The 23469-nt window shown below is 61.3% G+C and carries 21 protein-coding genes; 8 read left to right on the forward strand and 13 right to left on the reverse strand.

Annotated elements, in window-relative coordinates:
* Positions 1–73: 73 nt before the first annotated feature.
* Positions 74–1648, forward strand: coding sequence for an NCS1 family nucleobase:cation symporter-1 (locus QM716_RS03885; protein ID WP_283302510.1), 1575 nt, complete (start codon positions 74–76; stop codon positions 1646–1648).
* 5 nt (positions 1649–1653) lie between these two features.
* A complete protein-coding gene (locus QM716_RS03890; RefSeq protein WP_283302511.1) occupies positions 1654–2382 on the forward strand; it encodes an aspartate/glutamate racemase family protein in 729 nt (242 codons plus the stop codon).
* On the opposite strand, the gene QM716_RS03895 is transcribed toward QM716_RS03890, so the two are convergent.
* Positions 2349–3524: an MFS transporter gene (locus QM716_RS03895; RefSeq protein ID WP_283302513.1), complete on the reverse strand. Its 1176-nt coding sequence runs from the start codon at positions 3522–3524 to the stop codon at positions 2349–2351. The two genes, QM716_RS03890 and QM716_RS03895, sit on opposite strands and share 34 nt — an antisense overlap.
* 101 nt (positions 3525–3625) lie before the next feature.
* Complete coding sequence (locus tag QM716_RS03900) at positions 3626–3937, reverse strand: ArsR/SmtB family transcription factor (protein ID WP_283302515.1); 312 nt, start codon at positions 3935–3937, stop codon at positions 3626–3628.
* Between the two features lie 338 nt (positions 3938–4275).
* Between QM716_RS03900 and QM716_RS03905 the strand changes: the two genes are divergently transcribed.
* Entirely contained in the window at positions 4276–5526 is a 1251-nt protein-coding gene (locus QM716_RS03905) for an MCE family protein (RefSeq protein ID WP_502941957.1), read from the forward strand.
* 82 nt (positions 5527–5608) lie between these two features.
* Positions 5609–6349 carry a class I SAM-dependent methyltransferase gene (locus QM716_RS03910; protein ID WP_283303051.1) on the forward strand — a complete coding sequence of 247 codons (741 nt, stop codon included), beginning with the start codon at positions 5609–5611 and terminating at the stop codon, positions 6347–6349.
* A 44-nt stretch (positions 6350–6393) separates the two neighbouring features.
* Here QM716_RS03910 and QM716_RS03915 read toward each other — a convergent pair whose 3' ends face one another.
* From QM716_RS03915 to QM716_RS03950, 8 genes are all read right to left on the reverse strand, one after another.
* Positions 6394–7146, reverse strand: coding sequence for a MerR family transcriptional regulator (locus tag QM716_RS03915; RefSeq protein WP_283302517.1), 753 nt, complete (start codon positions 7144–7146; stop codon positions 6394–6396).
* A gap of 75 nt (positions 7147–7221) precedes the next feature.
* The gene (locus tag QM716_RS03920; protein ID WP_283302519.1) at positions 7222–8709 is read right to left on the reverse strand and encodes a flavin-containing monooxygenase; all 1488 of its coding nucleotides are present in this window, start codon (positions 8707–8709) and stop codon (positions 7222–7224) included.
* A complete protein-coding gene (locus QM716_RS03925) occupies positions 8706–9626 on the reverse strand; it encodes a ferritin-like domain-containing protein (RefSeq protein WP_283302521.1) in 921 nt (306 codons plus the stop codon). The genes QM716_RS03920 and QM716_RS03925 overlap by 4 nt, the downstream gene beginning before the upstream one ends.
* Position 9627: 1 nt before the next feature.
* Positions 9628–10539: an SDR family NAD(P)-dependent oxidoreductase gene (locus QM716_RS03930; protein ID WP_283302523.1), complete on the reverse strand. Its 912-nt coding sequence runs from the start codon at positions 10537–10539 to the stop codon at positions 9628–9630.
* Positions 10540–10708: 169 nt separating this feature from the next.
* Positions 10709–11638, reverse strand: a complete 930-nt coding sequence (puuE, locus tag QM716_RS03935) for an allantoinase PuuE (protein WP_283302525.1) — start codon at positions 11636–11638, stop codon at positions 10709–10711.
* 16 nt (positions 11639–11654) lie between these two features.
* Positions 11655–12641, reverse strand: coding sequence for an allantoicase (alc, locus tag QM716_RS03940; protein ID WP_283302527.1), 987 nt, complete (start codon positions 12639–12641; stop codon positions 11655–11657).
* A gap of 3 nt (positions 12642–12644) precedes the next feature.
* Complete coding sequence (locus tag QM716_RS03945) at positions 12645–13889, reverse strand: DUF6986 family protein (protein ID WP_283302529.1); 1245 nt, start codon at positions 13887–13889, stop codon at positions 12645–12647.
* A gap of 62 nt (positions 13890–13951) precedes the next feature.
* A complete protein-coding gene (locus tag QM716_RS03950) occupies positions 13952–15937 on the reverse strand; it encodes a CocE/NonD family hydrolase (RefSeq protein ID WP_502941959.1) in 1986 nt (661 codons plus the stop codon).
* Between the two features lie 182 nt (positions 15938–16119).
* Here QM716_RS03950 and QM716_RS03955 point away from each other — a divergent pair, with 182 nt between their 5' ends.
* From QM716_RS03955 to QM716_RS03965, 3 genes are all read left to right on the forward strand, one after another.
* Positions 16120–17043, forward strand: coding sequence for a pseudouridine synthase (locus QM716_RS03955; protein ID WP_283302532.1), 924 nt, complete (start codon positions 16120–16122; stop codon positions 17041–17043).
* Positions 17044–17118: 75 nt separating this feature from the next.
* Positions 17119–18654: a CYTH and CHAD domain-containing protein gene (locus QM716_RS03960; RefSeq protein ID WP_283302534.1), complete on the forward strand. Its 1536-nt coding sequence runs from the start codon at positions 17119–17121 to the stop codon at positions 18652–18654.
* Between the two features lie 49 nt (positions 18655–18703).
* Positions 18704–19594 (forward strand): universal stress protein, encoded by an 891-nt coding sequence (locus QM716_RS03965; protein ID WP_283302536.1) that lies wholly within the window; start codon positions 18704–18706, stop codon positions 19592–19594.
* Positions 19595–19646: 52 nt separating this feature from the next.
* Here QM716_RS03965 and QM716_RS03970 read toward each other — a convergent pair whose 3' ends face one another.
* Positions 19647–20402: a VIT1/CCC1 transporter family protein gene (locus QM716_RS03970; protein WP_283302538.1), complete on the reverse strand. Its 756-nt coding sequence runs from the start codon at positions 20400–20402 to the stop codon at positions 19647–19649.
* A 131-nt stretch (positions 20403–20533) separates the two neighbouring features.
* Between QM716_RS03970 and QM716_RS03975 the strand changes: the two genes are divergently transcribed.
* On the forward strand, positions 20534–21292 hold the full coding sequence (locus QM716_RS03975; protein WP_283302540.1) for an SDR family NAD(P)-dependent oxidoreductase: 759 nt from the start codon (positions 20534–20536) through the stop codon (positions 21290–21292).
* 3 nt (positions 21293–21295) lie between these two features.
* On the opposite strand, the gene QM716_RS03980 is transcribed toward QM716_RS03975, so the two are convergent.
* Together QM716_RS03980 and ftsW are read right to left on the reverse strand one after the other, a co-directional pair.
* Positions 21296–21928: a TetR family transcriptional regulator gene (locus tag QM716_RS03980; protein WP_283302542.1), complete on the reverse strand. Its 633-nt coding sequence runs from the start codon at positions 21926–21928 to the stop codon at positions 21296–21298.
* A 147-nt stretch (positions 21929–22075) separates the two neighbouring features.
* The gene (gene ftsW / locus QM716_RS03985; protein ID WP_283303053.1) at positions 22076–23452 is read right to left on the reverse strand and encodes a putative lipid II flippase FtsW; all 1377 of its coding nucleotides are present in this window, start codon (positions 23450–23452) and stop codon (positions 22076–22078) included.
* Positions 23453–23469: the final 17 nt, after the last annotated feature.

Below are 23469 nucleotides of genomic sequence, written 5' to 3' on the forward strand. Positions count from 1 at the left end.
ACGGTTTTCATCACTGACGCTGGAAGCTTGTGCTCTGTCCGCTGATTTCCTGCACTGATGCACAGGAGCTGTCATGACCGACATTCTTCCGTCTCGTACGACCTCTACCCCAGCTCCCGCAATGGAAACCGGTCCGGGCGACCTGGTCGAAGCCGCGGGCCACCCTGTCGGCAGCGGTTTGATCAAGCCCGGCTACGACCCACGTTTGACCAATGAGGATCTGGCGCCGCTTCGCAAGCAGACCTGGTCGTCGTACAACATCTTCGCCTTCTGGATGTCCGACGTACACAGCGTCGGCGGATATGTCACTGCCGGTAGTCTTTTCGCACTGGGATTGGCCAGCTGGCAAGTCCTCGTCGCTTTGCTGGTCGGTATCACGGTCGTCTATTTCTTCTGCAATCTGGTCGCCAAACCGAGCCAGGCCACCGGCGTGCCCTATCCGGTGATCTGCCGCAGCGTATTCGGCGTCCTCGGCGCGAACATCCCGGCAATAATCCGTGGCCTGATTGCCGTGGCTTGGTACGGGATTCAAACCTTCCTCGCTTCGGCAGCACTCGATGTCGTACTGATCAAACTCTTTCCGTCACTCGCGCCCTATGCCGTCGTCGAAGACTACGGATTCGCCGGACTCTCCGCTCTCGGCTGGGGAAGTTTCATGCTGCTGTGGGTATTGCAGGCCTGCGTGTTCTGGCGAGGCATGGAGTCGATCCGCCGGTTCATCGACTTCTGCGGGCCGGCAGTGTATGTCGTGATGTTCATGCTGTGCGGCTACCTCATCTACCAGGCAGGCTGGAGCGCAATCGATCTCACGCTCGGCGACGTCAAGTACTCGGGTTTCGACGCCGTACCAGTCATGCTCGGCGCAATCGCTCTGGTTGTCTCGTACTTCTCCGGACCGATGCTCAACTTCGGCGACTTCTCCCGCTACGGGAAGTCGTTCGCTGCAGTCAAGAAGGGCAACTTTCTCGGTTTGCCGGTCAACTTCCTCGTCTTCTCGGTGCTGGTCGTAGTCACGGCATCGTTGACACTGCCGGTGTACGGCGAACTGATCACCGATCCCGTTGCAACCGTGGCACGAATCGACAGCACTTTCGCCATCGTCCTCGGCGCACTCACCTTCACCATCGCCACGATCGGCATCAACATCGTCGCCAACTTCATCTCCCCTGCCTTCGACTTCTCCAACGTCAGCCCACAGAAGATCAGCTGGCGCGCCGGAGGGATGATCGCAGCGATCGGCTCGATCCTCATCACCCCGTGGAACCTCTACAACAATCCGGACGTCATTCACTACACGCTCGAAACCCTCGGAGCCTTCATCGGTCCGCTGTTCGGAATCCTGATCGCCGACTACTACCTCGTGCGCAAGCAGAAGGTGATCGTCGACGAACTGTTCAGCATGTCACCTACCGGAACCTACTGGTACAGCAAGGGATACAACCCGGCCGCAGTGATCGCAACCGCCGTGGGAGCAGTCGTTGCGATGGTCCCGGTGCTGGCCAAAGATCTCACCGGGATGTACACGGCAGCACAGTACAGCTGGTTCATCGGTTGCGGGCTCGGATTTGCGGTCTACTACTTGCTCGCCACGCGCACCCCCCTTGCTGTCCGGAATGCTTCTTCTTCAGAAACCGCGACGGTCGACTGAACGTCATGAGAATCAAGGTGATCAACCCCAACACCACGTGGGCGATGACTGCCAAGATCGAGGAATGCGCCCGGGCCGTCGCCGGTCCGGGCACATTCGTCGAGGCTGTCAGCCCTGTCATGGGTCCCGCGTCGATCGAAAGCCACTACGACGAAGCTCTCAGCGTCCCAGGTATTCTCGCCGAGATCGCGTCCGGCGAGACGAACGGTGTCGACGGATACGTCATCGCCTGCTTCGGGGATCCAGGTCTGGATGCAGCCCGCGAACTGGCAGAGGGTCCAGTGGTCGCGATTGCCGAGGCGGCGATGAACTACGCCGGCTTCCTGGGCCGTGGATTCAGCGTTGTGACCACCCTCGGTCGGACCCGTGGCCGCGCTGCCGACCTGGTGGACCGTTACGGGATGCAGGCCCGATGCCGCGGTATCCACTCCTGCGAGATCCCGGTTCTCGAACTCGATCGTGATCCCGATGCGCGAAAAGTGATCCTGGAAGCCTGTTTCGACGCTTTGGAACGAGACGACTCGGACGTCCTCGTTCTGGGTTGTGCAGGTATGGCGGACCTGTGCCACGAATTGTCTGCCGAAGTGGGGGTGCCGGTAGTGGACGGCGTTGGCGCTGCCGTCACCATGGTTCAATCTTTGATCACGCTTGGATTGTCGACCAGTGCGCGCGGCGAGTTCTCGCGGCCACTTCCCAAGAACTACACCGGAACCTTGGCGCCGTTCTCGTTGTGAACCCGCCCGAGCGACAATCGAGCGAGGATCGTTGCCAGGGCGAGAGCGGCGAACAAGACTCCGGCCCAGACCAATTGACGCGTTCCGAGATGTGTGAGAAACAGGCCGCCTGTCGCTGTTCCGAGCGTGATCCCCAGATTGGAGAACGAAATGAACAGGCTGTTACCGAACTCGGGTGCATCAGCCGAATCTCGTCCCATCCAACTCTGCGAAACGACCAGTCCACCGGAATGCACCATGCCCCACACCAACACGGCAACAATCATCGCGGCAAAGTACGGACCCACCAGATAGATCACGACGTACACGATGATGTACAGCAATGGAAAAGCCACAACCGTTCGCACCACACTCTTTCCGAGCATCGCGCCGAACACGAAGTTCCCGAAGATCATCACGACACCGAAAGCCAAGAGCATCGCGCTGATCCACGATCCGCTCATTCCGGTCACCCCGCCGAGATATTCGGCGAAGTATCCGTACACCGAGAACATGGCTGCGAAGACGAACGTGACGGAAAGAATGGTCAACCACACGCGGGGCCTGCGAAGCATTCCGACCTGCGCGCCGTACGACATGCGTTGTGTCACCGGGGTCGAGGGCAGAAGTGTCAGAATTCCGAGAAACGCGAGGACGTTGACCACGGCGCCGAAAACGAATGCTGTCGACACCGTGAAGTTCTCGGCCAAATACGACGTCAACGGCACACCGAACGCAAATCCGACGGTGACACCGGCAAATACCTTCGTGACCGCAGAAGTTGCCTCCTCCGGTGGCGCCAGACGAACTGCACTCGCGAGCGCGACAGCGAAGAAGACCGGATGAACGACCGCGGGGATGATCCGGAAAGCGAACATCACCTCGAAACTCGACGTTGTCGCATACACCAGATTGGAAACTGCGAAGACTGCAATCGCCACCAACAGAACGGTCTTCTTGTTGATTCCCGAAGTGAAAAGCGTGGTGAACGGACCGGTCACCGCCACGACAAGCGCAAACACGCCGACCAACCATCCTGCATCGGACGCGGTGATGCCGAACTTGTCGCTGACCTGGGGCAGAACCCCGATAATCCCCATCTCCGTGGTGATGATTCCGAATACACCCAATGCCAGAACGGGAATCAATAATTTCGACTTCACAACACACTCCTCCTACTGCGCCACACAGGGCGCAAAACAGATATATATCTAGATATGTAGATATGATTGAAGAACAAAGATCGTCGCGGAAAACCCAACTGTCACAGTTTTTCGCGAACGAATTCCCTGAACTCGGCGATCAAGGCTTCGTTCCGTCGGTAGTACGTCCACTTCCCGATGCGTTCGGACTCGAGCAGGCCAACATCCTTCATGCCCTGCAGATACCCCGAGATCACCGACTGCGCGAGCCCTGATCGCGACTGAATGTCACCAACACAGACTCCGATGTGAAAACCGAGATCCTGTTGCGTGTACGAGTCTTCGTCGAAGTACTTCGCCGGATGTGCGAGCCACTCCATGATCTGCAGGCGAGTCGGGTTGGACAGCGACTTGAAGATCGCCAAAGCATCCATCGATCACACCTCACCCTTCGCCGACCGGAACGCATCTACTTTTATAGATACGACAGGCGAAGTCAAGCTTGCACAGCACACGGAAGGTCGTGCATCACACATCGACACTCGAAGTGAGCTGTGCCACTTGGATTTCAGCGACCTGCGGAAACTTGCGCCCCGACTTTCTATCTGTGACGACTTGTTTATAGTTATCGCCAACAACGAATTGTTGGAACTTTCCGGTTCACCTCAGAATGTCCGTGGGTGAACACAATTCGCTCAACATCAGCCGTACCCGGCTTGTCATTCGGGAGTCGAACCATGAGCACACCACATCAGTTCGGGCTCGATCTCTGATGGTGATGTCGAGGCTCGCCAAATGGCAGCTGGTCGCCCTCGTCGCCGTTGCGCTACTCGGGTTGATCTATGTCGGTGCGAAATACGTACGGCTGGACAATCTTCTGGGATTCGGCCAGTACACGGTCAAGACCGAACTGGCGACATCCGGCGGCATCTTCACCAATGCCGAAGTGACCTACCGCGGTGTACCCGTCGGACGCGTCGGCAACATGTCGCTCACTTCCGAGGGAATCGAAGTCGACCTGTTGATCGACAGCAGTGCTCCCCAGATCCCCGCATCCGCGCGAGCCGTAGTGGCCAATCGCTCGGCCATCGGCGAGCAGTACGTCGACCTGCAGCCCGATACCGACCAGGGTCCGTTCCTCGAAGACGGCTCGGTGATCGCTGTGGGCGACACCACCACTCCGATCCCGATCGAGAACGTCTTGACCAGCGCCGACGGTCTGGTGCACTCCGTTCCCGTCGACGCACTCCACACCGTCGCGAAGGAACTCGGCGCGGCATTCAACGGCAAGGGCGAAGATCTGCAGGTACTTGCCGACTCGCTGTCGGGGATTTCCCAGTCAGGCCTCGATACCCTTCCACAGACCCTCGGACTGATCCGCGACAGCCAGACGGTGCTCACGACCCAGTCCGATCAATCGTCAGCGATCAAGCAGTTCAGCACCGACCTCGACACACTGACCGCGCAGTTACGCACCAGCGATCCCGACATCCGACGCGTGATCGACAACGGCATACCGGCCAGCGAACAAGTCGGCTCTCTCGTCACCGAAGCCGGCCCCGCGCTCACGACCAACCTCTCCAATCTCGCCGCCGTTGCATCGGCAGCGGCTCCGACAGTGCCTACCCTGCAGCCCTTCTTGCTCTTCCTTCCTGCGCTCGCCGGGGCAGCGCCCACCGTGGCACCAGCGGATGGAACCGTGCACCTGGGCTTGGTGCTCGAGACCAACAACCCGCTCTCGTGCACCGTCGGATACGAAGGGACCATGGCGATCCTCGACGAGATGAAGCGCAAAGACCCGAACTTCGACGACACCACACAGGACTTCCCGCTGAACACCGCTGCCAACTGCCAGGCGCCTCAGGGCAGTGAAACGGGTGTCCGTAGCGCCAACCGCATCGCCTTCGCCGACCCGAACACCTCGCAACCGTGGGACAGCAAGCCCAAGGTGGACCCGGACAAGCTCGATCTCAATCCGATCGCCACCCAACTTGCACCGATGCTCGGCGCCACCCCGAAGTAGCCGTAAATGACTGGCACCGTCTGTGGGCGGCGACGATGATGATGTGATGTCAGAAGGAACGCCTGAGGGCAAGTCACAGGGGATGTCACGAAGTTTCGACGAACTTGTCGCCGAAGCCGAATCCGCCTCCGTCGACGGGTGGGATTTCTCGTGGCTCGACGGGCGTCCCACGTGGGGATACCAGACACTGATGGGTGAACGTCTCGGCGGTGCCGGCGCTGCGCTGGACATCCAGACGGGCGGCGGCGAAGTCCTTGCCGCCGCACCATCACTCCCGTCGGTGATGGCAGCTACCGAATCCTGGCCACCAAATGTCGCCAAGGCCACTGCCCTTCTGCGCTCCCGAGGTGTGGTGGTCGTCGCGGACGCAGACGAGCCACCGCTACCGTTTGCCGATTCGGCATTCGATCTGGTGACGAGCCGGCACCCCGCGACAGTGTGGTGGTCCGAGATCGCGCGTGTGCTCGAACCCAGGGGAACGTACTTCGCCCAACATGTGGGTCACGCCAGCGTGTTCGAACTTGTCGAGTACTTTCTCGGACCTCAGCCGGAGGCTCGTCGCGGACGGCACTACGAGGACGAAAGTGCTGACGCGATTGCGGCCGGGCTCACCATCGTCGACCTTCGTTTCGAGCGTCTGCGCATGGAATTCTTCGACATCGGCGCCGTTGTCTACTTCTTACGCAAGGTGATCTGGATGGTTCCGGGATTCACCGTGGCGCAGTACCGAGACCGACTCCGCGAACTCGACGCGCAGATCCGTCGCGACAGATCGTTTGTCGCGTACTCGAGCCGATTCCTGATCGAGGCACGCAAGAGCTGAGCGCACCGCGACGGGTCAGCGCATCCCGAACGTGATCGAAGCTGCTAGTCCGATTCGTCGACGTCGCTCCGCGAGCCGATCGCAGCGGCGAGATAGTCGCCGAGTACACGCTGAAGGTTCGCGTCGAGCGCCCGGGCCAGTGCCGAATGTACCGACGCCACACCGAGTTCACGCATCGTCTGGAGCATCTCGGCTGTTCCGGCAACCTCGTCGCCCTCCGGCAGCCAACCGACCCCGTGCTGATCGACGATACGATCCTTCGCCGCCTGAATCAGGTCTTTGGCGATCCCGTCCACAGCGTTGTGGAGCTTTTCGTGCACATCGACAAGTTGATCGAGAGTGAAACCGTATTCGAGGAGACTCGAAAACCCGCTGAGCAAAGCAGGATCGGTGAAAACGCAGTTCTCTCCTTCGATCTGTACCAGTCCGAGATCTACGAGACGATCCAGTTGACCATCCGCATCGCCCCCGAGAAATTCGCGTACGACGGCCATCTCGATACTCACGGTGTCGCTGCGGGACCATGATTCGGTGACCGCGTGCTGCAGACCCAACACCTCTGTCAGGTCTTTCCCGGTTTCCCACCCGGTGATGAAGTCGTCGATATGCGCAGTGGTGAAACCTCGTTGAAGAAGTGTGTCGATCAGCTTGAGGCGTTCGAGGTGCGCGTCGCCGTAGATGCCCACCCGCCCCCGCTTCTCCGGCGGAGGAAGCAATCCGCGTTCCTGATATGCCCGTACGTTCCGCGAGGTAGTGCCCGCAGCGCGCGCTAGATCGTCGATGCGGTACTCGGTCACCGCCTCGTCTCCTCTGCCGCGTCGGTCGTCACGATTCCAACTTAGTGGCAACACCAGGCCGATCAGAACCCGGGATCAGGTCTGCGCAGTGTCTTTCTCGCGCGCCGTGCTGGTGTAGTCCCGAAGATCCACCGATTTCAATTGGTTCACGTACTGGGTCGCGAAACCGGGAAACATCGTGGCGTTGAAACCTTCGTCGGTGAGATACCAACTCGAACATCCCGAGTTCCACGTGGTCTTCGACAGCCGCCGCTGCAACTCGACGTTGTACGCATCTTCGACATCTTGACGAACATCGAGGGCCTTGAGGTTGCGCTCGAGGACGATCTTGATCGCTTGGGCGAGATAGTCGAGTTGCGCTTCCATGTACACGAGGGCGGAGCTGTGCCCCGGACCCGAGTTGGGTCCGAAGGTGAAATACAGGTTGGGGTAACCGGATACCGCAATGCTCTTGTACGCACGCGCCCCGGATCTCCACTCCTGTGCGAGCACACGTCCGTCCCTTCCGATGATCGGGACCGGTGTTCCGGTCTTGGAAACGTCGAAGCCGGTCGCGAACACAATGCAGTCGAATTGATGCTCGATCCCTTCGACTGTGCGAATGCCATGCGGGGCCAATCTCGCGATCGGCCAGGTCACGAGTGTGCAGTTGTCCTGCTGGAGAGCCGGGTAATACTCGCTGGTCATCAGCAACCGCTTGCATCCTGCCCGAAAGTCGGGAGTGAGTTGTCGCCGCAACCACGGGTCCTTCACCTGCATACGCAGATGAAGACGCCCGACTGTCTCCACCACCCTCGTCAACGGGGATTCCCAGACCACCCCGAGCGCTACCGATTCGTGTCCCCAGTACCAAGCCCGACGCGCCAGAGTCTGGACGCCCGGATGACGACGGTACAGCTCCTTCGTGCGAGGTCGGGTCCGTAGGTTTGCTCGCGGCAATGCCCATCCGGGTGTTCGTTGGAAAACCTTCACAGATCGTGCAGTTTTCACGAGTTCCGGGACGATCTGGACGCCGCTTGCCCCGGTTCCGATCACTGCGACTCGCTTGTCGGTGAAGTCGTAGTCATGGTCCCAGCGAGCACTGTGAATTTTGTGTCCTTCGTAGCTCTCCAAACCCGGAACAGCAGGAAAGCTGACGTTCGCGAGCGGACCGGACGCCATGACGACGGTCCGGGCAATGACCCCTTCACGGCCCTCGAGCGCGATCGTCCAGACACCGGTCTGCTCGTCCCACTCGACGCCCGCGACGTTGCATCGAAACCGAATCTTCGGATCGAGGTCGAACTCTTTCACCATCGTTCGGATGTAGCCCAGGATCTCCGCGCTGGCCGAGTAGGTGTGCGACCAGTCCGGATTCGGGGCGAAACTGTACGAGTACAGACGGGAAGGAATGTCGCACGCAGCGCCCGGATACGTGTTGTCACGCCAGGTCCCGCCGACCTCCGTGCCTCGTTCGAGAATGACGAAGTCTTCGATACCGTTCTGCTTCAACCGAATCGCCGCTCCGATTCCTGCGAAACCTCCACCGATGATCGCCACTGACAGCGGCTCGGCAGTACTCATGCGAGTGGCTCGTACGTAAGTTCCTTGGCCCATGTCGGCTCGGAATTGAGTCTGCTGCCGGAAAGTCGGCCCGTGACCTTGACCATCCGATCGGCAAGCAGATGGTAGGGATGGTTGCGATTGATGACCATGTTGCCGTGCCACTTCACCACCCGATACATCGGGACGCGGAGCGCGGCCGGACTCCGTTCGCCTACGTTCCTGAACCGCTTCATCGCGGTGTAGAGCCGTTCCTCGTTCACTCCCATGTCGACGATGTTGTCGCGCATCTTGTTCAGCAACGGGATGTAACGAAGCGTTCCGATGATCAGTGCCGGATTCATCCAGGCGCCGACGGTTTCGACAACGAGCTTGCGCGTCGTCGAGTGCCCGAGCATCTCGATGACCGCAAAATCCACCGCCAGATGCCTGGACTCGTCTGCATTGATCTTCTTGAACACAGCCTGGCAGACCGGATCCTCGATCTCGTCCATGATGAACTTGACCAGGGCTCCGTCGAGCGCCACCTCGAGCATCGGTATGACGGTCCCGAGAATCGAGAGCGACAAACCGTCGGAATGCTTGTCCAGCCAGTCGATGACGAGCTTGACGTTGATGTTGGGCTCGGGCATCTCGTCGCCGTCGAGCATTCCCCACCTACGCATCAGCGCGAGTTCGGCGTTGGCGTGCTTCTGTTCCTCGGCATGGAAATGCCGGTAGATGTCTCGGAGAGTTTCAGTCGGCGCCTTGAGAGCCATCGCAGCGAAGCCGCGGGCACCGACGTTCTCGATCCACATCAGGTCCGACATGAACGGTTTCAGCTTCGCATGAAGCTCTGGACTGATCGTCTCGGCACCCGGAGCATCCCAGTCGATGTCCACCAGAGCCCATTGGCGGTCCTTGATTTTCTGTAGCATGCCGTCGAAATCGAAGGACATGTCACACTCCTTTCGTGCTCAGCGAGTTCGTCTCCGGCACCGCCGAGGTTCCAGATGATCCCGGCTTCTGTTTCGGTGCAAAGCGATTGAGAACTCCACAGCACCATGTGTAGGCAACGGGTAGATACCGTTTGAGTCGCCAGATCACCTTCGCATCGAACTGCGGCACCACGTAGAGTCGACCTTTGTCGTAGGCGTCGAGAGTGGTGACGGCAATGCGCTCCGGCGAAAAGCCGGTTCGTCGCATCAACGCCTGTGCCAATTGTGTTGCTTCCGCGGTGATTCGACCGTCGAGAGCAACATTTGTCTTGACGAAGGTCGGACACAGCACCGTCACCCGCACTCCCGTGCCGGCTAGCTCAGCGGACAAGGTCTCCGAGAGCGACATCACGGCCGCTTTGCCGACGTTGTAGGGCGCCATCAGCGGCGCAGCCGCAAACCCAGCGGCCGAGGCCACGTTGATGAATCCCCCGGCGCCGCTCGCACGCAATTGTGGAGCGAATATCTCACAGCCGTGCACGACACCCCACAGATTGATCCCGAGTGCCCACTCCCAATCGTCGAAACCGATCTCACCCACCGGTTTTCCACCGATACCGACCCCGGCATTGTTGATCACCAGCGAAACCGGTCCCGCAAGTTCGAGTTCCGCGAACAACGCCAGGTCCTGAACCTGCTCACGAATCGACACATCGCATTGGACGGCGTGCGCGGTACCACCGATCTCATCGATGAGTGCCACTGTTTCCTTTGCCCGTTCCAGCGAGATATCCGCGCAGATCACCTCACTGCCTCTGCGCGCCAACTCCAACGAAAAGGCCCGGCCGATTCCGCTTCCGGCGCCGGTCACCACTGCGCGGGCATTGTGGGACAACTTCGATCCGCGGTTCTTGGTCGACTTCTTGGATGGCACTAGTCGGCCCACCCTGAAGACGCTTCGGTTTCCGTGTGGTTCTCCATCTCCAAAGAGTCATCCACAACCGTGCCAGTTGTCAATGGCCTAGATTTCGGTGGCGTAATACGCGGTGGCCGAACGAGTACCCGAACTGCTCGAATGAAGTCTTCGGTCGACCGACCGATCCCTAAGCGGGGTGCGCGGACTTCCAGTGCTCGGCGATATCGATGCGCCGCGCGATCCAGACCTTCTCGTGCGACTGCACGTGGTCCAGGAATCGATCGAGGGCGGCAGCACGGGCGGGGCGGCCGACGATGCGGCAGTGCAACCCGACCGAGAGCATCTTCGGTGATCCGGCCGTTCCCTCCGCATACAGCACGTCGAAGGCGTCACGTAGGTGTGCAAAGAACTGGTCGCCGCTGGGAAATCCTGCTGGAGAGGCGAAACGCATGTCGTTGGTATCGAGCGTGTACGGAACGACCAGATGCTTCACCGACTCTGCGCCACTCAATACGTCGACCCAGTACGGCAGATCATCTGCATAAGAATCGGAGTCGTAGACGAATCCGCCGTGCTCGACCACCAGTTCGCGAGTGTTCGGTGAATCGCGTCCGGTGTACCAACCGAGAGGCGTCGAACCCGTCAGATCTCGCAGGATCTGGACTGCCTCGGCCATGTCTGCGCGTTCGCGCTCGATGTCCGCGGATTGGTAAGACTTCCATCGCAGTCCGTGGCACGCGATCTCGTGACCCAATTCCTGAAAAGCACTGACAGCTTCCGGATTACGCTGCATCGCGCGCGCCACCGCGAAGACTGTGAGAGGCAGGTTCCGCCGCTCGAAGGTCCGGAGAACACGCCACAGCCCGGCCCGAGAGCCGTACTCGTACAGCGATTCCATACTCATGTGGCGATTCGGAAATGCTTCTGCCGGAGTCATTTCCGACAGAAATGTCTCCGAAGCCGCGTCCCCGTCCAGGACGTTGTTCTCGGCTCCCTCTTCGTAATTGAGTACGAACTGAACAGCTATCCGCGCGTCGCCGGGCCAGTGTGGGTGCGGCGGATGAGGCCCGTATCCCACCATGTCCCGGGGATAGTCATCGCGCGGATAGTCGCTCATGCCAACAATTTTACCGTCAGCGCCCGGAAATCACAGCGCGAGCAGCATCGGTGAGTACGCCGAAGACTCTCAGTCGCGCGAGGCCACCATCCGGGAAGATGTCCAGACGGACATCGGTGACCGGGACTTCGGATTCGATCGGAAAGCGATGGCGCGTGTCCGGACGCAGCGTCGTACGCGGCAACAGTTCTTTCCACTCCCCTGCCGGCGTTCGGCCGGTCAGAGCGCCCTCACCCGGACTGTTTCCGAGGAAGTACGAGGTATCGATCTCGGCGAAGCTCAACACGCCTTCACCCGCGAGTTGTACTTGCACCCAGTCGTTTCCGTCGTCGCGACGCCGGGCCGTCTCCCACCCGTCACCCATCGAAGCAGCGCGTCCGGGAAACAGAATGTTCTGCGGTGAGCTGTAGAACATGTTGGAGCAGTCGGTCACGCGGCCGCCGTTTTCGAGTGCTGCGAGGTCCAAGGGCCCGGCGTCGAGGAAACGCGGGTCCGGCCGCGCTTCACCGTGAACACGGAATCTCGCGACACCACCGTCCGGGTAAATGGTCAGCTTGACGTGCGTCCACCGCTCCTCCGACGCCACCGAGAACGGATTCTCCGAGTCACCGTGCACGGTCGAGCGCTCGACGATGGTTGTCCACTCGTCGGATCCCGCCAGGTCGAGAGGATCCGGATACCCGTCGACGGAGATTGCTTCCACCGAGATCTCAGGCGGGTAGTTGCCTTTGAACCACGCGGTGTCGACGACGACGCCTCGCACCACTCCGGGAACACCGAGGCGCACGATCGCCTCGTCATGACCTGCGGCCCGGCGACGACGCGTTTCCCAACCGTCGTACACCTGCCCCTTGTGACCGAACGTCGCCGGCTGGTATCCAGCTTTACCTGGTCGGATCAGGGCCTCACGCTCGGCGAATGCCTCGTCGTTCGCCCAGATGACGGCTCCGCCGAGGGTGCGCAGTGCCAGGTCGGGCAGCAAGGTGAATTCGGTGGTGCTCATCGGTCAGTGTTCTCCTGTGATCGGTGTGGTGCGTCCTACGAGATGGCGGAGTGCGTCGGTGTCGGCGCTCGGTGCGAGCCGGAGAACCTCGGATTCCGGATAGGCCCCCGCGTCGAGCCCACGCAGAACCACCGCTGCCAGAGCCTGGGCGGTTGCGGGTTCGTCCATCACGGCGCCGCCTTGGCGCCCCAGGTACGACTGGATGCGCGGGGCTGCGGCGCCGAGCGCGTTGCGGTAGAAACCGAAGGTGGCGAGCCAGCGGGTGACCAGGTGCCCGGGGTGCATGTCCCAGCCCTGGTAGTAACCGCGTTCCAGGGATCGTGTGACGAGCCGATGGTGCCGAGTGATCGCGTCGCGGATCGCCGTGGCGCTCCCGACTGGCGCGACCTGAGTGGACCCGTCGCACACCCACACGCCGGTCTGCGCGGCAGCAGCCAACATGACAGCCTTTGCGTGATCTGCCACCGGATGTTCGAGCGACTGATGACGCGATGCAATTCCGCAAGCCGCGCTGTAATCGTAAGTGCCGTAATGCAAACCGGTCAGACGACCGGCACCGCGGTGGATGGCCGGAGCAACTGCCACCGTTCCGTCGGCAGCGATGACTGCCTGCGGGCTCTCGATCTGCAACTCGAACCGAAGTGAACCCGGCTCGAGTCCGTGAGCCTTCTCCAGTTCTTCACAGAGCAACACCGTCGCCGTGACCTGCTCCACTGCGCGCAGTTTGGGAACGGTGAAGACAAATCCGTCCGGCACTCCGCCGGCCGCGTCGAGCACCAGCTCGAGCGTCCTGATCGAGCGTCGACGCTCGCCGGCCGGTAAGCCCTTGAACCTGATGCCACCCCAGTTCGGCCCGGCAGGATCAGCGCTGAGCGCCGCAAGTGTCCGCCCGGCCGACGTCGCTGCTGCGTCTTCTTCCTCGTCGCTGCGGCGGCCGTATCCGTCCTCGAAATCTATTCGAAAGTCTTGGACCGGCTTGCGGCCGAGTTGAACTCGCACATCGGCGAGTGCATTCTCGGTGTCGAGATCGGCGAACACATGCGCGTGAGAATCGAGAAGCGCTATCGCCTGCTCACCCCAGAGACGAGGGGTGTCGACGGTTGCATCTGCGGCACTGACGTAAATCGTGTGCACTGGCTGGATCTCGTCACGGTTTCCCGGGTACTGCGCCGCGAGCCGCTCGTCCACCGGGTCCAGAAGTCCGTCCAGGCGATCGTGGACGGCGGCGGAGAGTCGGGATTCTGTCATCGGACGATCTTCTCAGAACGTCCGCGAACCCGCAGGTTCTCACGCCGCCGTCGAAGTCCGGGTCAGCGACCCCCGACGAAGGGAACGTTGACGAAGCTCGGCCGGTCTGCAGCCAACTCGATGTGCTGCGGCTTGAGTTGGCTGTCGGCGAGCATCGGCCCGAGGGCCAGGTAACGCGGCACGCTGGAAGCGTAGACGTCGACGCGGAGTCGGTGACCCGGCTGCAGCACTGCATCCGTCGGGAGCATGTTGATGTCGACGGTGGTGACCTCACCGGGAACAACCGGCTGACGCGTGTCGATCGTCAGATAGTGGTGCGGTTCACTGTAGTCGCCGTTGGCCGAGCGGGTGCTCTTGGAATCGTCGACCGCCCGGAGCGACGCAGTCAGAGCGCCGTTCGTGATCGGCGTCGAGGTTCCGTCCGGCGCTACGTCGTTGACCGTCGCTGCCCAGAATCCGTCCGTCGCGTCCAGCACTGTCTCGAGATGGACGTTGATCGGGCCCGAGAGTGTGGTCGGCTCGGTCACTGCCTCACCGGTGAACGTCAGACCCTCCGCTTCCTGGAATCGAGAATCCTTGGAACACGATGCACCGAGCACCACGGAGATACCGGCTGTTCCCTGGGTTCCGTCACCGGAGCAGAAACCTCGCAGTCCGGGCGCGACTGTCAATCGCGCTGCGGCGCTGGGCGGGTCAACGGTCAAGGAACCGTCGTACGCCCCATGGGCGGCAGTACCGCTGGGCGCAGAGTTCAGATACATACGTTCGTAGCCCGCACCCGCTCGCGGGAACTGATCGTCCGTGATCCATCCGCCACCTTGCTGGAACATCGTCACCGGACCGTATCGATCGATTCCGTTGTCGATGCCCTTGAGCCACTTGTCGAACCACGCACGTTCGAGCACGTCGAGGCGCGGCGGCGCACCGTCCTTGCCGAACCCACCACCGGGAGTGACGTGATAACCGTTCCCCATGATCAACTGCTTCTGTCCAGCCGGCAGATCTATTCCGTTGTAGATCCGCGGCTCGCTGTTGGCGAAGATGTCGTGCCAACCGCCGTAGACCATCGTCGGAACAGTGATGTTGCCGACGTCTGCGGATCGGTCCTGATAGAACTGACCGTCTTGCGCGACTTGCAGAGTCGACGGTGACACGTCCTCGATTCTCTGGGCCGTCATCGCTTGCACCAGTTCGGGAATCAGCGTTCCCGGATCCTGGAGGCGGCTCGCCAACCACAGGGGATCGAAATTTCCTTGCAGGATGTCCTGAACGTTCGGGACGAGTTTGAGCCCGTTGACCGCGGTCAACCACAACGGCATGAACCCGACTCCGAGGCCGCCACCGGTTCCGACGATGTCACGCAGCAGATCGTTGCCCGGTTCGACCGGGAAGATCGCCTTCAGTGCAGGTGGATTGTTGCTCGCCGCCTGCACCGAGTTGATCGCGGAGTACGAGATGCCCGCCATCCCTACTTTCCCGTCGGACCACCCTTGCTTGCTCATCCAGTCGATGACCTCGACCGAATCCTGTTGCTCACGCTTGCCGAGCACGTCCCAATTACCTTGGGAGAAGCCGGTTCCACGCGCGTCGACCACAACCTGTGTATATCCGTTCTGGACCAGATCACGGTTGACGCCGAGGACCCTGGCACCTCCGCCGGCGATGACGCCCGTCAACTCCGACACTCCGTCGAACGGCGCCGCAAGGTCGAGCGAGTTCGCCACGTCCATCAACGTCTCACCCACCTGCGGGATCGACAGAGCTGAATCCACCAGTGTGTCCAGCAGTTTCGTGTACGGCGTGATGTTGAGGACCGAAGGCGTCTTCGATTCCACGGCCCGCCCGGATTCATCCGCCGGTCGGTACACATTCGCTTGCAGAACTGTGCCGTCACTCATCGTGATGGGCACGTCCCACTCGATGGAGACCCCCGGATACTGCGGCGTCGCCTCCGTTGCCGCGAGCCAAGCCTGCCCGTCCGGCCCTCCCGTCGGATCCGCAGAAGCGATGGCACTCGGCACCGTCAATCCCACGACGCACAGCCCCACCGCAATCGTTGTCGACCTTCGACGTAGAAGTCGTGTCCTCACGAAAACCCCAGTTTTCTGTTGTGATGACCCAGCCCTGCCCCCACGACAGTGACCGGTGTCACTAACTTACCGGATAGTAACTTCCGTCCCATATGTCGTCAATAGGTCTGAATGCCGACCGGACGGCTAGCTTTGAAGATGTGTCACGATCACCCCTTCCCGTCCGCGACGGCCTGAACCCCAGTCGCATCCGTCAGCCCGACGACGGCATGTGGGCGACGACGCTCGACTACCTGCTCGAACGATTTCCCCAGGACGCCGTCCGGTTGCGAGAGAAAGTCGCAGCCGGGGAGGTCGTCGACGAGAAGGGCGTCGGAATCACCGAGACGAGCGCTTTCGCTCCCCGGCGGTTCGTCTACCTGTACCGCGACCCTCCCGTCGAAACGCGGGTGCCGTTCGAGATCGACATCCTGCACCGGGACGAGAACATCCTTGTCGTGGACAAGCCGCACTTCCTCGCGAGCACCCCGCGCGGGCGATACATCGCCGAATCGGCATTGGTCCGCTTGCGTCGGGACCTCGATCTGCCGGAGCTCAGTCCAGCTCATCGCCTCGATCGCGTCACGGCAGGACTGCTGCTGTTCACCGTGCATCAGGCGGCCCGGCGCGGCTACCAGACGATGTTCGCCGAGCGCCGCGTCGCCAAGGAGTACGAGGCCATCGCGCGTTACGACGCTCAGGTGAGCACTCCCGTAGTCGTGCGCAGTCGCATCGTGAAAGAACGCGGGGTGCTCAAGGCCGAGGAGATCGAGGGCGAGCCCAACAGCGAGTCGCGGATCGAACTGATCGAGACGCGGGACGGATTCGCGCGGTACCGGTTGATCCCCCATACCGGCAAGACCCATCAACTTCGCCTGCACATGAGCGCTGTCGGGCTCCCGATCCACGGCGACAACTTCTATCCCCACTTCTACGACGTTGCCGCAGAAGATTATTCGAATCCGCTGCGCCTGCTGTCGAAGGTTCTCGAGTTCGAGGATCCGTTGACCGGCCGGCTACAACGGTTCGAAAGTAGGCGGACCCTGTCCTGGCCACACGAATCAGCCCGTGGCGACTCGCCGTAGGAACCCCGGACCCTTCCACTGCGCGTCCGATACCGGGAGGATGGAAGCGCAGACCGCACCGCAAGAGGAGACCAGATGAGCAAGACCGCTGACGTACCCGAAGCCGTACGGGAGATCGAGCGTAAGTACGAGGCGCCGGCCGAGCAGGAAGTTCCCGCACTGGGTGGGCTTCCCGGTGTTGTCGGTGAGCCGGTCCACGACTCGATACAGCTCTCTGCCACCTACTTCGACACCGCCGACTACCGGTTGCTCGCCGAAAAGATCACGCTGCGCAAGCGTGAGGGCGGCGATGACGCGGGATGGCACATGAAACTTCCCGCAGGCCAGGACACTCGGACCGAAATCCAGCTTCCACCGGACGAGAGCACCGATGTTCCCTCACCGCTGTCGAGTCTGATCCGGGCGATCATCCGCGGACACGATCTGGTGCCGGTCGCCCTGATCATCACCGATCGGGAGCGCACCAGGCTCAACGGCGAAAACGGTGTTCTGCTTGCCGAAGTGGTCTCCGACACCGTCATCGCATGCAAGGCAGACGGTTCCGGCGAGTCGACGTGGCAGGAAGTCGAGGTCGAACAAGGCGCCGGCGGACAAGACCTGGCCGACGCAATCGAGTCGGTTCTACTGGACGCCGGACTCGAGCGTTCTGCGAGTCCGTCCAAACTCAAACGCGCACTGGGCACTTCGGTCACGCCGTACGTCGGCCACGAGGTCACCACGGGCAAAGCGTCGAATCCGCGGATTCTGTTGCGTAATTACCTCATCGGACAACTACGCGCACTGGTTGCAGCGGATCTCGGGACGCGTCGGACCGACGACGAAGCCGTTCACGACTTCCGGGTCGCAGCACGTCGCATCCGAAGCGCTCTTCAGTCCTACGCCGGCCACTCCCCCAAGATCGACGATCTCGTCACGGATCTGCGGTGGATCGGTGGAAAGTTCGGCGACGCCCGCGACGTCGAGGTCCAATGGGAGCGTCTTGTGGAACGCCTCGGCGAAATCGACGAGATGCCCGAACGAGAAGCTGTGCGAGCTCGAATCGACGAGTTCTTCTCGGCGCGCGGTGAAACCGCACAGGAAACAGCCCTCGAAGCGCTCGATTCCGAGCGCTACACCACACTGCTCGATCGCCTCGACGAGTACATCGGCGACCTCGAGTTCGACACAGTCGCGCACCGCGTGGGAAAGAAGGCGTCGGCACGAGAGTTGGCTCATACCCTGCGCCACCTGGCGCACAAGGTGGGTAAGCGAGTCGATCACGTCTTCGACGCCGATACCCGCAACGATCGTGACGAGCGAATGCACCGCGCCCGCAAGGGAGCCAAGCGGATGAAGTACGCGATCGAGGTCATGGAACCCGTGTCGAAGAGTCGAGCCAAGCGCGCCTTGAAGCATTTCAGCCACTTCCAGGACGTTCTCGGCGAGCATCAGGATTCCGTTGTCGCCCAACATCATCTGCTCGAAATTGCTGCGGAGCAGGAACACACTTCATTGACCAGCTTCGGATTGGGCATGGCCTATCGGCGAGAACTGGAAATCGCCGACGGGCAATCAACCCAGCTGCGCAAGACATGGAAGGAAGCCGTGAAGTCAGCGTCGTCACTCTGGTGACTTCGCTGTAACCAGTCGACCGATCTCGATCATTTCAGAGGGAGTAGACATGAAAACACTTGCAGGACACCAGGATGTCGTCGCCGGCATCGACGGATCCGAGGCCTCCACGGCCGCTGCCCGGTGGGCCGCCTCGATCGCGAACGCGGTGAACTCACGACTGATTCTGGCGCACGCCCTGCCGCAAGAGGGCCCGATCTACAGTCCCGCTGCAGTGATGTTGCAGTCGCAGTTCCTCAGCCAGATCCGCGAAGACGGCGAAGCGATCGTCGAGGCCGCCGCCGCAGTGATTTCGGCCGAATTCCCGGAACTGACCATCGAATCCGAGATCGCGCCAGGGCCGGCGTCGACGCACATCCTCGAATCCTCAAATACCGCACGCCTGATCGTGTTGGGGTCGACCGGATCGGGCGCACTGCGCTCGCGGCTGCTCGGATCGACCGCACTGAAGGTGGCCAATCATGCAACCTGTCCGGTCACCGTGTGGCGTGGTTCAGCGCAGAATCCCGGTCCGGATCAACGTCCCGTCATCGTCGGAGTCGACGGAAGTGCATTGAGCAAGAAGGCCGTCGAGTACGCGTTTCGTTATGCCGATCAGTTCGACGCGCCGCTCATCGCGGTCCACACCTGGCAGGGTTCGTCCACCTTCCGCGAAGGCGGAGCGGGAATCATGATCGACTGGGAGGCCGTCGAGCAGGAGGAATCGGCGCTGCTGGCAGAGAATCTCGCGGGCATGGCCGATCAATACCCGGACGTACCCGTCACCCGCATCAGTGAACCCGGTGCCGCTGCCCCGGTCATGCTCAAATATGCCGACGACGCGCAGTTGATAGTTGTCGGAAGCCATGGCCGCAGCGCGATGGCCGGCGCCGTGATGGGCTCGACCAGCCAGAATCTACTGCACCATGCGCCGGGGCCGGTCATGATTTGTCGTGCCTGATCCCCACCGTGCGCGGTTGAGGAGTCCAGGGGGTCCTCAACCGCGCACGGGGTCAGCGGAGGCCCGTGCCCACCAACTGGCCTACTCCGTACGTCACAGCCATCGCGAGCGCGCCGCCGATCACCACGCGCAGCACCGCTCTGGTCTTGCGGGCTCCACCGAGCGTCGCGCTGATCGTCCCGGTCAGTGCAAGTGCGATCAACACCGCGAAAAATGCGATGGGGACGCGGATACCCGTCGGCGGCAACAGAATCGCGACCAACGGGATCGCCGCGCCGATCGTGAACGAGATTGCCGACGAAATCGCTGCATGCCACGGATTGGTGAGATCGTCTGGATCGATACCCAATTCGACTTCGACGTGCGCCGCGAAGGCATCGTGCTCGGTCAATTCTTCGGCTACGCGGCGAGCCGTCTCCGGACTCAATCCCTTGTTCTCGTAGATCTCGGTCAGTTCCTGGAGTTCCGCCTCCGGGGTCTCGAGGAGTTCCTTCTTCTCCTTCTGCAGGAGTGCGCGTTCGGTATCCCGCTGGGCGCTGACCGAGACATATTCGCCCAACGCCATTGACACGGCGCCGGCGAGCAGACCTGCAAACCCGGCCGTGAAGATCGCGGAGCGCTCGGTTGTCGCTGCCGCAACACCGACCACGAGGCCTGCGGTCGAGACGATTCCGTCGTTTGCGCCCAGAACACCTGCACGCAGCCAGTTCAGGCGATTGTTCAAGCTCGGCGCGTGAGGTTCCGAGGCATGGGGTTCTGGTTCCCCACCGGGCGCTCCATCGGTCAACTGCACACTGTCTCCGGACATGGCAACAGATTAGGGCGATCAGTCCGGTTGCGATAGCAATCTGAGCCTGTCCTTCGCGCAGTGATATATTCCGACCGACATCCCAACCAAGCATTTGCTAGGTCAGGTATCGGCATACCCCTGGAGGCACTATGAGCGCAGCACGCACCGCTTTTGTCAGCGGTGGAACCGGCGGAATCGGGTCGGCGATCGCCTTGACTCTCGCCGAACGCGGACACGACGTCGCCTTCACCTACCGAAACAACAAGGACGCCGCCGAGCAACTGAGCGAGCAGATTCGAACGCATGGAGTGCGCGCCCACGCGTACCCTCTCGACCTCACCGACGAGTTGTCGATCAGCGCTGCCGTGAGCGATGCGGTCAGTTATCTGGGCGGGTTGACGACGCTGGTCCACGCTGCCGGACCGCACGTCCCGATGACGCACCTCTCACGCGTTACGCCAGCGTTCTTCACCGAACAACTGAACCAGGAAGCCGCGGCGTTCTTCACACTCGTCCACACCGCCCTGCCTTCGCTGCGTGCATCTTCGGGTTCGGTGGTGGCAGTGACGACCGCGGCAACGGATCGTTTTCCTGTGCGTGACGGACTCTCCGCAGGTACCAAAGGGGCTGTCGAACAACTTGTTCGTGGATTCGCCGCAGAGGAAGGACGCTACGGCGTCCGGTTCAACTCCGTGGGCCCCGGTATGTTGACCGACGGAATGGCCGAGCGGCTGATCAACTCGGCCGAACTGGATCAGAGCGCACTCGACGTGACCATGAGCCGAATCCCGTTGAAGCGCTTCGGATCGGCAGCCGACATCGCTGAAGCCGTATGTTTCCTCGCAAGCGATGCCGCCGGATTCATCAGCGGCCAGAAGCTCAACGTCGACGGCGGCTACACCGTGTGAGGACTATCCGCCCAACTTGCGAAAGACCAGGCGCACGGCGAGTTCGAGATGCGCCATCACTTCGTCCGTCGTCATCCGGCCGGCAACCCACGAGACGAGACTCGACATCCAGACGTCGTCGATGACCTTCACCGCGTCCATCTGCTGTTGCGAGACTTCCTCGACGCCGATCGCCTTCGCGAACATCTCGGTCACGACCCCACCGAGCGCATTGAGTTCCGGAGTCGCCGACGCGTCCGCGAACATGTACGCCCGAACTAACGCTTCGTAACGGAGGTGATCGGTCTCGAGGACCTCCGTATTCTTGCGCAGCACAAACAGAATCCGGTCCGACGGAGTCTCTCCCGGGATTACAAAGTCCTTGAATCTGTCACGCAAACCCTCGAACATCCACAACAATGCGACAACGAGCATGTGGTTCTTGGACGGGAAATACCGGTAAACAGTGCCGATCGCAACGCCGGCGCGATCGGCGACCGATCGCATCTGCACCGCGTCGTAGCCGCCTTCGGAGGCGGATTCCATTGCGGCGTCGACAATCCGGCGAAAACGCGCTCGCTGCGACGGCGTCGTACGACGTCCGGTCACCGAGCTACGTTCGACCACCGACTGGTCTGCCTTGTCGCCACCTGCCATGTCCACAACCCTTATTCGACGTCGTTTTGCCGATCCCCAATGTAGTCGCCCACCGCAATTGTCGGGTGGATGACTGCCCGCTTCCGAGTTGCCGGGCAGTAGGACTGGTGAGATACGTCCGGCCATGCGCCAGTGATTCGGCTGCGATCAGGAAGCGCGCCGGGGCCGATCGGGTCGGCCGCGTCTGCGTGGATCTTCCGACCAGTCACGCGACGGTGCGCGTCGGCCCGGAGCTTGAGTCCGGCGCTTGTCGGGTTGCGGTGCCCGTCGCTCCGGTCGGCGCTGACCACTAGGGACAGGCTGGGCGCGCCGAGCAGGAGGCCTACGTCGATCAGGCTGTGGTTTCTTCGCAACTCCGAACCGAGGCTTGCCGAAGACCAGCGGGATCCAACCGCGACCGCTGCTCTCGGCCGAGGCGACCGCCTCGGGCTCACGGAAGGCTGCATGAGCGATGAGCCCGAACATCAGCAAGGTCGTGATCATCGAGGTTCCGCCCGCCGAGATGAGCGGCAATTGCAGACCGGTCACCGGAATCAGGCCCACCACGTAAGCGATGTTGATGAACGCCTGGACGACGATCAACGTCGTTGCCGTCGCCGTCATGACTTTGAGGAACGGATCGGTGGACCGCCTGGCGATCCGCAACCCGACGATCAGAACTGCGGCAAAGAGAGCTACGACGATCAGTGCGCCGACCAGACCCAACTCTTCACCGATCACGGCAAAAATGAAGTCGTTGTGTGCCTGCGGGAGGTAGCTCCATTTGGCGTCGGACTGGCCAAGACCGCGACCGAAAATGCCGCCGTTGGCCAATGCGTACTTGGCCTGAGTGCTCTGAAAGTTCAACCCCTGCGGGTCGAGGTCTGGATTCAGGAAGGCTTTGATGCGATCCGATCGGTAACCAGCAGTAAGCCCGAGCACGAGAAACGCGACTGCGGAACCGAGTGTGAGGCTGATGAACGTCTTCATCCGGAACAGTCCGAACCACAGCACCGACATGAAGATGATGCCGATCGTGATGGTGGTTCCGAGGTCCTTCTCCAACACCACCAGGACCAGAACGAGCAGCGTCGTCCCGCCGATCACCGGCAACGCGCGGTTGACATCCATCCGCGCGTTCAAAAACGACGCAACCGTCGCTGCCGACCAGATCGCCAAAGCAAGTTTGGCCAGCTCCGACGGCTGGAAGGAAATGCCCGCGATCACGAACCAGCTGCGAGCGCCCATCTGTTCCGAACCGATACCTGGAATCAGCACCAGGACAAGCAGAACAAGACACAGGATCAGCAGCCACGGCGAAGCTCTGCGCATCGTTTCGGTCGGTAAGCGCACGACCGCCACGAACATCACCAGACCGATCGCTGCGAACATGCACTGCGGCCAGAATCGGGCGTACGACGTCCCGGACAGAACGTAGGACTCGACGCCCGAAGACGAGAGCACCATCAGTAGTCCGAACGCGACGATCAGCACGACCAGACCGACGATCATGTGGAAATCGAACAGTGGCCGATTTGTCCATATCGCCGTTCGAGCGCGAA

The organism is Rhodococcus sp. IEGM 1409 (assembly GCF_030056735.1).
In the GTDB taxonomy this organism is placed as follows: Bacteria; Actinomycetota; Actinomycetes; order Mycobacteriales; family Mycobacteriaceae; genus Rhodococcus_F.